This is a genomic window from Magnetospirillum sp. ME-1, from assembly GCF_002105535.1.
Classification (GTDB): domain Bacteria; phylum Pseudomonadota; class Alphaproteobacteria; order Rhodospirillales; family Magnetospirillaceae; genus Phaeospirillum.
Genome location: NZ_CP015848.1, coordinates 2,505,832 through 2,519,083 on the forward strand (window position 1 = coordinate 2,505,832; position 13,252 = coordinate 2,519,083).

Sequence of the window (13,252 nt, forward strand, 5' to 3'; positions counted from 1 at the left end):
TCATGAACCGCATCTTTTCCGGCGTCCAGCCCACCGGCAACCTCCATCTCGGCAATTACCTGGGCGCCATCCGCAACTGGGTGCGGCTTCAAGACCAGTTCGAGTGCATCTTCTGCATCGTCGACATGCACGCCATCACCCTGTGGCAGGACCCCAAAGAGCTGACCCGCAATATCCGGGAAGTCACCGCCGGCATGATCGCCGCCGGCGTCGATCCGGCCAAGCACATCGTCTTCAACCAGTCGACGGTTCCCGCCCATGCCCAGCTGGCCTGGATCTTCAACTGCGTGGCGCGCATGGGCTGGCTGAACCGCATGACCCAGTTCAAGGATAAGGCGGGCAAGCACAAGGAGAATGCCTCGGTCGGCCTCTTCGCCTATCCCAACCTGATGAGCGCCGACATCCTGGCCTACAAGGCCACCCATGTGCCGGTGGGCGAGGACCAGAAGCAGCATCTGGAACTGGCCCGCGACACGGCGCAAAAGTTCAACAACGATTTCGGCGTCGAGTTCTTCCCGCTGCCCGAACCCATCATTCCGCCCGAGGCGGCGCGCATCATGAGCTTGCGCGACGGCGCCAAGAAGATGAGCAAGTCGGATGAATCCGATTACTCGCGCATCAACATGACCGACGATGCCGACGCCATCGCCTTGAAGATCAGGAAGGCCAAGACCGACCTCGAACCGCTGCCCGGCACCCTGGACGGGCTTGAAGGCCGCCCCGAGGCCTCCAACCTTCTGGGCATCTACGCCGCCCTGTCGGACAAGGAGAAGGCCCAGGTGGTGAGCCAGTTCGAAGGCAAGCAGTTCTCGGACTTCAAGAAGGAGCTGGTGGAGCTGGCCGTCTCCGTGCTGGGTCCCATCAACGCCGAGATGAAGCGCCTGATGACCGACACCGCCCACATCGATTCCATCCTGCGTTCGGGCGCCGAGCGGGCCGATGCCATCGCCCGGCCGATCATCAGGGACGTCTACGACATCGTCGGATTCCTGCGGCCATGACCCAGCGCTTCGCCGAAGGCCTGCTGAACGCCGTCGCCGCCGCCCTGGCCGGCATCGCCGCAATCCTGCGCCATCCGTCGCGCCGCTTCGTGCTGTGGGCCTTCGCCGTTGTCGTGGTGCTGGTCTTCCCCGTCGCCATGCTGGTGATCAGTAAGGTGGACGACAATCCCGACTTCGCCGCCGGTACGGTGACGGGAGCCCGCTCGCGCGGGGTGGCGGTCACCGCCGCCCTGATCACCCGCGAGCTGGACGGCAGCAAGTGGCACGCCAACGACCCCTTCTTCATGCCCGGCGCCTGGCTGCGCGACATGCCGGCCTTCCAGCTGGGCCTGGTGGGCGGGCTGGCCCGCATGGTCGGCGCGCTCAATTCCGAGAAGGGCGTGGCCTTCGGTCCCAACGGCACCGACGTCAACCTCAACCACGCCGCCGGCCTGCTGAAATATCCCGGCACGGTGTGGAAGTTCGACACCCACAAATCCTGGCTGCCCACCGCCTCGGCCGAGAAGCAGTATCGCAACGCCCAGCGTTCGCTGGACCTCTACAACGACATGGTGGCGGCCGGCGGCACCCCCTTCGAGCGCAAGCCCGAGGCCCTGGCGGCCGTGGTCGAGGCGCTGATCCGCGACCTGGACGAGGTCACCGAAGCCATCGACCACCATCTGGCCGCCGGGCATCTGGTGCTGCTGGATTTCGGGGTGGACGGGGTGTTCTACGGCAACAAGGGCCGGCTTTACGCCTATTCCATCGTGCTGCGCGAACTGGGCCGCGATTTCGAGAAGACGCTGGCCGACCGCCGCCAGCTGGAAGCCTGGACCCGCATGGTGGACCAACTGGCCGCGAGCGCGCGCCTCAAGCCCTGGCTGGTGTGGAGCGCCGCCCCCGATTCCAGCTTCCTGCCCAACCATCTGGCGGCGCAAGGCTACGGCGCGCTGCGGGTGCGCATGCAGGCCGCCGAGATACTGGCCGCGCTGAAATAGGGTGGAGGGTCTGTCATGCTGAGCGTCAGCGAAGCATCTTTCAGCCGTCGACGGTTGCCGTCCTGCCTGAAGGATCCTTCGGCTACGCCTCGGGATGACAGGTCCGGGCATTGAACATTAGAAAACCATAAAATTCCTGTTGCCATTTGACCCCGGTTGGAGCGACAACCAAGGAACCCCGTAAGCGCCGGTCGAGAGCGCAAGGGGCAGGGGGCGGAAGGAATGCAGATCTACCTTCCCATCGCCGAGATGTCGGTGAACGTCTTCGTCATCTTAGGGCTGGGTGGCGGAGTGGGATTCATGTCCGGCCTGTTCGGGGTCGGCGGCGGCTTCCTGATGACGCCGCTGCTGATCTTTTTGGGCGTGCCGCCCACCGTGGCGGTGGGGACCGAGGCCAACCAGATCGTCGCCTCGTCGGTGTCGGGCGTGCTGGCCCATTGGCGGCGCGGCAACGTCGACGTCAAGATGGGACTGATCCTGACGCTGGGCGGCTTTGTCGGCTCCACCCTCGGCGTCTATCTCTTCAAATGGCTGCGCGGCCTGGGCCAGATCGATCTGGTCATCTCGCTATGCTACATCATCTTCCTGGGCATCGTCGGCTCGCTGATGCTGGTGGAAAGCATCCAGGCGCTGATGGCCAGCAAGCGCAACGGCGGCAACGTCCCGGTGCGCAAGAAGCACCAGCACAGCTGGATGCACGGCCTGCCCTTCAAGATGCGGTTCCGCCGCTCGCAGCTCTACATCAGCGCCGTCGTCCCGGCGGGTATCGGCCTGTTCGTCGGCATCCTGGCGGCCCTGATGGGCGTCGGCGGCGGCTTCATCATGGTGCCGGCCATGATCTACCTGCTGGGCATGCCCACGTCCGTGGTGGTGGGCACCTCGTTGTTCCAGATCATCTTCGTCACCGCCAACGCCACCTTCCTGCAATCGACCATGAACCACACGGTGGACGTGGTGCTTGCCCTGCTGCTGCTGGTGGGCGGGGTGATCGGCGCCCAGATCGGCGCCCGCTTCGGGGTCAAGCTGAAGGGCGAGCAGCTGCGCTCGCTGCTGGCGCTGATGGTGCTGGGCGTCTGCGTCAAGCTGCTGTTCGACATGGTGACGGTTCCCAGCGAACTGTTCGCCGCCGGAACGGGGGGCAAGCACTGATGCGGCGGCTTCTCCTCGCCCTGCTGCTGCTGCTGCCCGTGGCCCAAACCCATGCGGCCGAGCCGCTGGTCGCCGATTTGTCCAAGCATCTGGTGGCCATCACCACCGGTTTCGCCGGTACCGACGTCCTGCTGTTCGGTGCCATCGAGGAGGTGGGCGACGGCAAGACCGGCGACGTGGTGGTGGTGGTGCGCGGCCCCAACAAGGCCGAGACCCTGCGACGCAAGGACCGCGCCGCCGGCATCTGGATCAATTCGGGCATCGCCAAGGTGGACAACGCGCCGTCGTTCTATCATGTGGCGTCGACCCGTCCCCTGGACCAGCTGGCCCCGCCCGGCATCCTGGGGCGTCATCAGATCGGCCTGGATCACCTGGACCTGGACATCCGGGTCAAGGATACCGGCGCCGACCTGGACCAGTACCGCCGGGCGCTGATCCGCCTGAACCAGAAGAAGGGCCTTTACGGCGACAAGGTCACCGATATCGGCATGCTGAGCCAGCGCCTGTTCCGCACCGACGTGCATTTCCCCGCCAACGTGCCGGTGGGGGTGTACATGGTCGAGGTCTACCTGATGGTGGGCGGCCAGGTGGTCAGTGCCCAGACCACGCCGCTGGTGGTGAGCAAGATTGGCATCGGCGCCGACGTCTACGACTTCGCCCATCAGCAGGCGGCGGCCTACGGCCTCATCGCCATCGCGCTGGCGGCCTTCGCCGGCTGGCTGGCGGCGGTGGTCTTCAAGAAAGCCTGACCATTCCCGGGGAGAACATCATGCCGACCAATCGCGTTTTCCTGGTGGTTGTGGACGATTCGCCCGAGATGCAGGCGGCGCTGCGCTTCGCCTGCCGCCGGGCCTATTCCTCCGGCGGGCAGGTGGCGCTGCTCCGGGTGATCGAGCCCACCGAGTACGAGCACTTCGCCTCCATCGGCAATCTGATGCGGGCCGAAGCGCGCGAGGCGGCCGAGGAGCTTCTCAACCGCCTGGCCGGCGACGTCAACCAGATGTCGGGCCACATGCCGGTGCTGTACGTGCGCGAGGGCAACCCCAGGGACGAGCTGATCGCCCTGATCGCCGAGGAGCCGTCCATCTCGGTGCTGGTGCTGGCCGCCGACACCGGACCGGGCGGGCCGGGACCGCTGGTCACCGCGCTCACCGGCAAGTATATCGGCAAGCTGCGCGTGCCGCTCACCCTGGTGCCGGGCAGCCTGACGCCGGACCAGATCGACGCCATCTGCTAGGGGCGCGCCTTCCGCCATCGGTCAGGCTTCATCCTACTCCTTGACTCGGAGATCGGTGACGCCATCTACTATGGGGCAGTTTCCGTGCCCCGAATCGTAAGGACCCCCATGTTCATCCAGACCGAACCCACCCCCAATCCCGCCACCCTGAAGTTCCTCCCCGGCACCGTGGTGATGGGCCAGGGCACCGCCGATTTCGCCGATTCCTCGCGCGCCTCCGGCTCGCCGCTCGCCACCCGCCTGTTCGCCATCGAAGGCGTGGGCAGCGTGTTCCTCGGCACCGACTTCATCACCGTGGCCAAGGCCGATTCCGCCGACTGGCAGGTGGTCAAGCCCCAGGTGCTGGCGGCCATCATGGACCACTTCAATTCCGGCGATCCGGTGATCAATCCCGGCTCCGAGGCGGCCGCCGCCACCGGCGACGACGACGGCATCGTCATGCAGATCAAGGAGCTGCTGGATACCCGCGTGCGTCCCGCCGTGGCCCAGGACGGCGGCGACATCATCTTCCGCGCCTTCGAGGACGGCATCGTCTACCTGCACCTGCAGGGCGCCTGCTCGGGCTGTCCCAGCTCCAGCGCCACCCTGAAGCACGGCATCGAGAACATGCTGAAGTATTATGTTCCCGAGGTGATGGCCGTTCAGGCGGTGGACTAACCACCTCTGATCGCACGGTTTGTCCTGCGCGCCCCGAGGCCCCGGCCCGGGGCGCGTTCCGTTTCTGTTCATATATCGGGCGGTTTTTGGTTGATCTAGCTCAATCGTCTCGGGTATGGTCTTCGTCGATATTGCACTGCAACAAAATGGAGGCAGGCCGATATGCGATGCGGGTCGATCGGGTCCCGAATCTTCACAGCCGTCAGTTTCGCCGCCCTTCTGGGTGCGGTTGGCGGGCTTTACTGGATGGTTCTTCAAGACAAGGCCGCGCCCGTCGCGGTGCCCCGTCCCCTGGTGAGCGAGGCCGCACAGCCGCAAGGCGCGATGCTCACCGGTGACGACGTCAGCAACGCCGCCCGGCTGAACGCCGCCCTCGACCGCATGGGCTATCGCCTCGACGCGGTGGCGGCCGGTCAGGCCGATGTGCCGCCGCTGTTCCTGCCCAATGTTCCCGGCGACATCGACGACCTGCCCGACATCGAGGGCAAGAAGGCGGTGTTCCTGCGCGTCACGCTGCCCCTGGTTCTGGCGGTCAACGAAGAGATCGCCGCCGAGCGCTCGCGTCTGCTCGACATCATGAACCGCAAGGCCAACCGCCTGCATATCGCCGCCTCGGACCAGGCCTGGCTGGCCGATCTGGCGAGCCGCTACGAGGTGGACGACGGCAATCTGCGCAAGCTTCTGTCCCGCGTCGACGTGGTGCCTCCCTCTTTGGCGCTGGCCCAGTCGGCCGAGGAATCGGGCTGGGGCACCTCCAAGCTGGTGCGCCGCTCGCGCAATCTGTTCGGCCACACGGTCGAGGCCTCGGCCGATGGTTCGGGCATGCGCAACTTCACCACCCTGTACGAGGCGGTGCGCGCCTATGTCCACAACCTCAACACCCACCGCGCCTATGAGAGCCTGCGCCGGGTGCGCGCCCAGGCCCGCGGCGAAGGCGGGCTGCCCGACGGCCATGTGATGGCGGCGGCGCTCGCCACCTATTCCGAGCGCGGCGACGCCTATGTCCAGACCATCCGCACCCTGATCCGCCGCAACGAGCTGAACCGCTACGATCAGGCCCGCCTGGGCCGGCCGCAGGTCCGGAAGGGCTGAATTCGGGCAAGGCGGGCGGCGACGCCCGCGCTCCTACACTATCCCGGAGCGCGGGCGCCCTGCCCGTCACCGCCAAGATCCCGGCGGTCGATGCCCAGAATATGCTCCATCACCCAGAACCGCAGGTAATGATCCACCAGGACGCCGAGCTTATGCCCATCGGCGGCGGCCAACTCGTCCAGCTGGCCCAGCATGCGGGCATGCTCGGCGCGGTGATGGGACAGCGGCCCGCCGCTGGCTTCCAGGTACCGCTCCTCGGCGGCGAAATGAATCCGGGTCAGTTCGAGAAACTGCCGCATCAGGTCGGCGCAGTCGGCGTGTGCGTGATCCCGCGACGCCCGTGACAGCCGGTTGAACAGATCGACCATGCGGTGATGCTGGTCATCCACCCAATCGATGCCGATGACCATCAAACCCGTCCATTTCAGGGGCGAATTGCCGGAATGGGCGCGGACGGCGTCCCAATAGGCGGCGTCCTCCAGCATCTCGTGGTCCAGCAGGGTCTGTTCCAACTCGTCGAGAATGAGGTGGCGGGAGGCCGGCGTGGCGAACGAGTCCAGCGATTCGAGGATGCCGTCCAGACGCCGCAGGATCGCGGCATGGGCGCTGTCATGGCTGGCCGCCGCGTCGAAGCCCGCGCCGCTGTAGATCACCTTCTCCACCGCGAAATGGCGGGCCAGCACCCGGCGGAATTCGGCCAAAGCCGCCCCGAACGGCTCGGGCCCGCCGCCGTCGCGCGCCGCCAGCGCCGCCTGCTGAATCAACGCGTTCAGCTGCGCATGCTGCTGGTCGATCAGCGGATTGCCGCTGGGTGGAATTGAATGAGCCTGGGGCATGGCCTCCACCACGAAGCGTGGGGCTGGATGGACAGCATGCCATGGTGGCAATGGGACGGCAACGATGATCAGAAAGAGAAAAACCCCCGCCGGCTGCCCGGCGGGGGTTTCGCTTGATTATTTAAACCAAGATGCACTGATCGGAACCGATCAGCGCATCGCCCTCAGTCGCCGGGCGGGCGCTGTGCGCCCTTGGCTCCCGCCGCATAAGCGGCGCGGCCCTTCGGGCCTAACCAAATCCCAATGAGTCCGGCTCATCGGGATTTGGTGTTACCCCGGATCAGACGGCGACCTTGGCGGCCACGTCGCTGAACTCGGCGATCTTGTCGAAGTTCATGTAGCGATAGACTTCGGCGGCCTTGGCGTTGACCACGTTCACCTGCTGCATGTACTCGGCCACCGTCGGGATCTTGCCCATCAGGGCGCAGACGGCGGCCAGCTCGGCCGAGCCGAGATAGACGTTGGTGTCGATGCCCAGGCGGTTGGGGAAGTTCCGCGTCGAGGTGGACATGGCGGTCGAGCCCTTGCGGATCTGCGCCTGGTTGCCCATGCACAGGGAGCAGCCGGGCATTTCCATGCGCGCGCCCGACTTGCCCAGCACCGAGTAGTAGCCTTCCTCGTTGAGGATCATGGCGTCCATCTTGGTGGGCGGCGCGATCCACAGGCGAGTCGGGATGTCGGACTTGCCTTCCAGCACCTTACCGGCGGCGCGGAAGTGACCGATATTGGTCATGCACGAGCCGATGAACACCTCGTCGATCTGGGCGCCGGCCACTTCGGACAGCAGCTTGACGTCGTCGGGATCGTTCGGGCAGGCGACGATGGGCTCCTTGACGTCGGCCAGATCGATCTCGATCACGGCGGCGTATTCGGCGTCCGCATCGGGGGCCAGCAGGTCGGGCTTGGCAATCCAGGCCTCCATGGCCTTGATGCGGCGGCCCAGCGTGCGGGCATCCTCGTAGCCGTTGGCGATCATCCACTTCATCAGGGTGATGTTGGACGTCATGTACTCGATGATCGGAGCCTTATCCAGGCGCACCGAGCAGGCGGCGGCCGAACGCTCGGCGGCGGCGTCGGACAGTTCGAACGCCTGTTCGACCTTGAGGTCGGGCAGGCCCTCGATCTCCAGGATGCGGCCGGAGAAGACGTTCTTCTTGCCCTTCTTCTCCACGGTCAGCAGGCCGGCGCGGATGGCGTAAAGGGGGATGGCGTTGACCAGGTCACGCAGGGTGACGCCGGGCTGCATCTTGCCCTTGAAGCGGACCAGCACCGATTCCGGCATGTCCAGCGGCATGACGCCGGTGGCGGCGGCAAAGGCCACCAGACCGGAACCGGCCGGGAAGGAGATGCCGATGGGGAAGCGGGTGTGGGAATCGCCGCCGGTGCCCACGGTGTCGGGCAGCAGCAGGCGGTTCAGCCAGGAATGGATGACGCCGTCGCCAGGGCGCAGGGCCACGCCCCCACGGGTGGAGATGAAGCCCGGCAGCTCGCGGTGGGTCTTGACATCCACCAGCTTGGGGTAGGCGGCGGTGTGGCAGAAAGACTGCATCACCATGTCGGCGGAGAAGCCGAGACAGGCCAGATCCTTCAGCTCGTCACGGGTCATGGGACCGGTGGTGTCCTGGGAGCCCACGGTGGTCATCTTGGGCTCGCAATAGGTGCCGGGACGCATGCCCTTGCCCTCGGGCAGGCCACAGGCGCGGCCGACCATCTTCTGGGCGAGGCTGAAGCCCTTGCCGGTATCCTTGGGAACGGCCGGCAGGCGGAACAGGGTGGAGACCGGCAGGCCCAGGGCCTCGCGGGCCTTGGCGGTGAGCCCACGGCCGATGATCAGCGGAATGCGGCCGCCGGCACGCACTTCGTCGAAGATCACCTCGGACTTGACGGTGAATTCGGCGATGACCTTGCCGTCCTTCAGCGCCTTGCCCTCATAGGGACGCAGCTCGACCACATCGCCCATGTTCATCTGGTTGACGTCCAGCTCGATGGGCAGCGCGCCCGCGTCTTCCATGGTGTTGTAGAAGATGGGGGCGATCTTGGTGCCCAGGCAGACACCGCCGAAGCGCTTGTTGGGGACGTAGGGGATGTCCTCGCCGGTGAACCACAGCACCGAGTTGGTGGCGGACTTGCGCGACGAGCCGGTGCCCACCACGTCGCCCACATAGGCCACCAGGTTGCCCTTGGCCTTCAGGGCCTCGAGCTGCTTGATGGGGCCGCGGTTGCCGGGCTCGTCCGCCTCGATGCCGGGGCGGGGATTCTTCAGCATGGCCAGCGCGTGCAGGGGGATGTCCGGGCGGCTCCAGGCGTCGGGCGCCGGCGACAGATCGTCGGTGTTGGTCTCGCCGGTCACCTTGAAGATGGTGACGGTAAGCGACTTCGGCACTTCGGGGCGCGAGGTGAACCACTCGGCGTCGGCCCAGGACTGCAGCACCGCCTTGGCGTTGGCGTTGCCCTTGTCGGCCAGCTCCTTGACGTCGTGGAAGAAGTCGAACACCAGCAGGGTCTTCTTCAGGCCCTCGGCCGCCACGGCGCCCACCTTGGCGTCGCCCAGCAGCTCGATCAGCGGCTTGACGTTGAAGCCGCCCAGCATGGTGCCCAGCAGCTCGGCGGCCTTCTCGCGGCTGATCAGCGCGCAAGCCACGGTGCCCTTGGCCACCTTGTCCAGGAACTCGGCCTTGATCTTGGCGGCGTCGTCCACGCCGGCGGGAACGCGATAGGTGATCAGATCGACGAGGGCCTGCTCCTCGCCCTTGGGCGGGTTTTGCAGCAGGCCGACCAGGGCCTGGGTCTGCTCCGCCGACAGCGGCAGGGGGGGAATCCCGAGCGCGGCGCGTTCGGCGACATGCTGGCGATAGGCTTCAAGCACGGCGTAATCCTCTCGATCAAGGTTGCGGCCCCACTTCCGGGTGGTTCGGCCGATCCGTTGGACGCACGCAAACACCGCGACCTTGGCTGCCGCCGAGGCCCCCGGTGTCCGGTGCGCAGGATACCACCCTTAAGTGGGGGTTCAAGCGGAAGAAAACTACCCCCAACGCCCGTCCAGGGAAAAGACAAATTCTCAGGGCCGCTCCGCATGGCGTCCATGAAATCGCCACAATTGCCCCCGATGATCCCCGTCATGGCCCTCGCCAAGGCCGCCGCTCCCCCGTCCCCTCTCGAGCGGCAGCCGGCCAGACGCGGCGGCCGGTGCTTCCCCCCCTAGCACCGGCCGCCGCACTTATTTCCAGGTCCCTCAATCGCCGGGCGGGTCGCCTCACAGCAGGGTCGGTGGCTTCTCCTCCTGCCCCAGCCAGGGCGGCGGCAGCAGGAATTCGGACTCGGGGTCGTGTTCGGCGTAACGGCGCTTGGCCAGGGTGCGGCTGCCCACCGCATAACAATAGGTGCAGCCGTGCGGGCAGGTGTCGTATTCGCCCAGGTCCCGGCTTTCGTGGCACAGACAGCCGGGGCGGTTGCCCTTGACCTTTGCGTCGATCCGCCGGTCCAGACCCCAGCCCCTGGCCACGTCCTCCAGCCGCCTTGCGTCGATGCAGGACGACGGCTCGATGCCGGGCGCCAGCAGATCGGGCTGCGAACACAGGGTCAGGCGAATGCCATGCGTGGAGGCCAATTCCGCAAGGCGGAGCAGCAAGGCGCGCTTGTCCCCGGGCGAAGGGTCGCTCCAGCCGAAGCGATGGGCGCGGGCGGCAACGGCCAGATTGCGTTCGGTCTTGCGGTAGAGGGTGGCGAAGGACACCGACACCTCGTCGGCGACACCCTCCAGACGCGCCGCCAGTCGGGCGAAGTTCTCCTCATGCCAGTCGAGAGGGGTCAGCGAGGTGGCCAGAATCGGATCGTAGCGCCACACCACGGTGCGGGGACCATGGATGCTGGCCGATTCCGCCATCAGGGAAAGCGAACGCTCCACCTCGATCACCGAGCTTTCCAGGGCGCGGGGATAGCCGGTCAGGGTGCAGTGCAGGACGAAGGGCAATTCCGCCCGGCGGATCTCCGCCAGGGCGTCCCGGAACGGACCGGGATTGCGGGTCCAGAACACGAAGCCGTCCACGCCGGACCGCAGCGGTATGGTGGAGACCTGCCGGCCATAGGGATTGACCGCCTTGGCCCAGCCCGCCCGGAACCGGTTGAGGAACCAGCGGCCGTAAAAGGCGGGAATGTCGGTGCGATAGCTGGCCGAGACGATCATTCCCCCATTATGAAGGTTGCGGCCCAATCCTGCCACAGCGACTCGGGGTGTCAGTTTATCTCATTGTTTTCACAGGTAATTTTACAATTCATTCATGAATCGCGAGTCGTTTTTCGTTGCCCCGGAGGGGGGCGTCATTTATAAAACCGCTGACCACGATTGGTTTTGTCGATAACCCCGTGGTCCGGTCCCGGCGCGCGATCCGCGAGCGGCGGGCGAATCGGACCACCCGCGTATCAGAGGAGAACAGCCTTGCGCGACAGGCTCCTCCCGGCAGTGATGCTGGCGATCATGGCAGCCACCTCCCCGGCCCTGGCGGGCGAAACCGCCAAGACGGAGAAGGTGCGAATCGCCGCCGCCGATGGCGCCCAGACGGCGGCCATCCTGCCCGGCTCCAATCGTGAAGCCCGTGTCGCACCCCTGCCCAAGCCCCTTTCCGCCGCCGATGCCGAGCTCTACAAGCGGGTGATGGCGCTGCAGGCCTCGGGCCAGCTGGCCGCCGCCGACCGCGAGCTGGGCAGAATCGGCGACGAATTGCTGAAGGGCCACGTGCTGGCCAACCGCCTGCTGGCGCCCGGCGCCAAGCCCAAGTTCCAGGAAATCCGCGCCTGGCTGTCCGAATACGCCGACCTGCCCCAGGCCGAGGCGATCCACAGGCTGGCCAAGGGCGTCAAGGGGGGCAAGGGCGTCGGCGCGCTGCGCGCCCCGACCAAGGGCGGGCTGAAGGGCACCGGCATCGAGTTCGAGGCCGACGGCGCCACCTGGGAAGAGGTGGCCTACGACGTGGAAGCCTCGCCGGCCAAGGTCAAGACCTTCAAGGCCAAGCTGCGCCAGGCGCTGCGCGACGAGGAGCCGGCCCGCGTCGAGGCCATGATGGCGTCGGCTGAGGCCCAGGCCATGGCCGCCCTGGATTTCGACCGCATGCGCCTGATGGTCGCCGCCGATCATTTCGCCGGCGGCCGCGACGAACCCGCCGCCAGTCTGGCCGGCCTCTCCGCCGAGCGCTCGGGCGAGCAATTGCCCGCCGCCCACTGGATCGCCGGCCTGGCCCAGTGGCGCCTGGGCAAGCCCGAACTGGCGCGCCGCCACTTCGAGGAAGTGGCCAAGTTCGCCGATGGCCAGGACTGGCTGTCCGCCGCCGGCGCCTTCTGGGCGGCGCGGGCCAATCTGGTCACCCGGCGTCCCGAGGCGGTCAATCACTGGCTGGAACTGGCCGCCACCTCGCAACGGTCCTATTACGGCCTGCTGGCCCGCGCCGGACTGGGCCATGACAACCAGTTTTCCTGGGAAGTTCCGCCCTTCACCGAGGGCGACGCCGACCTCCTGATGCGCATTCCGGGCGCGCGGCGGGCTCTCGGCCTGCTGCAGCTGGGCGACCGCACCGGGGCCGAGGACGAGTTGCGCAAGCTCTATCCCAATGCCGGCAAGGGCGTGCGCCAGTCCATGCTGGTCCTGGCCTATGCCGGCCAGATGCCCGCTTTGGCGGTGCGCCTGGGCGGCTCGCTGCCGCGCGAGAACGGCCGCGTCCACGACGCCGCCGCCTTCCCGGTGCCCGACTGGACGCCCAAGGGCGGCTGGCAGGTGGACAAGGCCCTGGTTTTCGCCCTGGTCCGCCAGGAATCCTCGTTCAATCCCAATGCCCGCTCGGGCGCCGGCGCCGCCGGTCTGATGCAGCTGATGCCCGCCACCGCCGCCGCCGTCGGCGGCCGGGATGCGCGCAACCGCCTGCTCGACCCCGAGCATAATCTGGGCCTGGGCCAACGCTACGTCGCCAAGCTGCTGGACGAGCAGCCGGTCAACGGCAACCTGCTGCTGATGGCCGCCGCCTATAATGCCGGCCCCGGCAATCTGGGCCGCTGGCTCGCCAACATCCGCCACAACGACGATCCGCTGCTGCTGACCGAAAGCCTGCCGTCCAGGGAAACCCGTTCCTTCGTGCAGCGGGTGATGACCAGCTACTGGATCTACCAGAGCCGCCTGGGCCAGCAATCGGACACCCTGGAAGCGGTGGCGTCGGGCGAATGGCCGCTCTATTCCGGCCAGGACCCGGTACAGCCCAAGCCCCGCAAGGCAAGCCGCTGAGTCGTTCCCAGCCCGGCTTGACTTGGGCGGGTGGCGCG

General features: G+C 66.8%; 11 protein-coding genes. 8 read left to right on the plus strand and 3 right to left on the minus strand.

The features are described 5' to 3' along the window. Positions 1-2 precede the first annotated feature (2 nt). The 7 genes from trpS (at position 3) to WV31_RS11880 (ending at position 6,113) form a co-directional block, all read left to right on the plus strand. Positions 3-1,001 (plus strand): tryptophan--tRNA ligase, encoded by a 999-nt coding sequence (gene trpS / locus WV31_RS11850; RefSeq protein WP_085373753.1) that lies wholly within the window; start codon positions 3-5, stop codon positions 999-1,001. Continuing rightward, positions 998-1,978: a DUF2333 domain-containing protein gene (locus tag WV31_RS11855; protein ID WP_085373754.1), complete on the plus strand. Its 981-nt coding sequence runs from the start codon at positions 998-1,000 to the stop codon at positions 1,976-1,978. The genes trpS and WV31_RS11855 overlap by 4 nt, the downstream gene beginning before the upstream one ends. A gap of 222 nt (positions 1,979-2,200) precedes the next feature. Then, a complete protein-coding gene (locus WV31_RS11860; RefSeq protein ID WP_085373755.1) occupies positions 2,201-3,127 on the plus strand; it encodes a sulfite exporter TauE/SafE family protein in 927 nt (308 codons plus the stop codon). Further along, positions 3,127-3,876, plus strand: a complete 750-nt coding sequence (locus tag WV31_RS11865; RefSeq protein WP_085373756.1) for a TIGR02186 family protein — start codon at positions 3,127-3,129, stop codon at positions 3,874-3,876. Before WV31_RS11860 ends, WV31_RS11865 begins: the two co-directional genes overlap by 1 nt. A 20-nt stretch (positions 3,877-3,896) precedes the next feature. Beyond that, on the plus strand, positions 3,897-4,364 hold the full coding sequence (locus WV31_RS11870) for a universal stress protein (protein WP_085373757.1): 468 nt from the start codon (positions 3,897-3,899) through the stop codon (positions 4,362-4,364). Positions 4,365-4,472: 108 nt separating this feature from the next. After that, positions 4,473-5,021: a NifU family protein gene (locus WV31_RS11875; RefSeq protein WP_085373758.1), complete on the plus strand. Its 549-nt coding sequence runs from the start codon at positions 4,473-4,475 to the stop codon at positions 5,019-5,021. A gap of 246 nt (positions 5,022-5,267) precedes the next feature. Beyond that, complete coding sequence (locus WV31_RS11880; protein WP_085373759.1) at positions 5,268-6,113, plus strand: glucosaminidase domain-containing protein; 846 nt, start codon at positions 5,268-5,270, stop codon at positions 6,111-6,113. A 38-nt stretch (positions 6,114-6,151) separates the two neighbouring features. Here the strand turns inward: WV31_RS11880 and WV31_RS11885 are convergent, their stop codons facing one another. The 3 genes from WV31_RS11885 to WV31_RS11895 all read right to left on the minus strand — a co-directional run bounded on the left by WV31_RS11885 (position 6,152) and on the right by WV31_RS11895 (position 11,132). Next, positions 6,152-6,949, minus strand: coding sequence for a hemerythrin family protein (locus WV31_RS11885; RefSeq protein ID WP_145980858.1), 798 nt, complete (start codon positions 6,947-6,949; stop codon positions 6,152-6,154). 280 nt (positions 6,950-7,229) lie between these two features. Then, on the minus strand, positions 7,230-9,815 hold the full coding sequence (gene acnB / locus WV31_RS11890; RefSeq protein ID WP_085373761.1) for a bifunctional aconitate hydratase 2/2-methylisocitrate dehydratase: 2,586 nt from the start codon (positions 9,813-9,815) through the stop codon (positions 7,230-7,232). Between the two features lie 387 nt (positions 9,816-10,202). Beyond that, positions 10,203-11,132: a DUF1848 domain-containing protein gene (locus WV31_RS11895; RefSeq protein WP_085373762.1), complete on the minus strand. Its 930-nt coding sequence runs from the start codon at positions 11,130-11,132 to the stop codon at positions 10,203-10,205. Positions 11,133-11,423: 291 nt separating this feature from the next. Between WV31_RS11895 and WV31_RS11900 the strand changes: the two genes are divergently transcribed. Next, the gene (locus WV31_RS11900) at positions 11,424-13,214 is read left to right on the plus strand and encodes a lytic transglycosylase domain-containing protein (RefSeq protein WP_237051275.1); all 1,791 of its coding nucleotides are present in this window, start codon (positions 11,424-11,426) and stop codon (positions 13,212-13,214) included. Positions 13,215-13,252 lie beyond the last annotated feature (38 nt).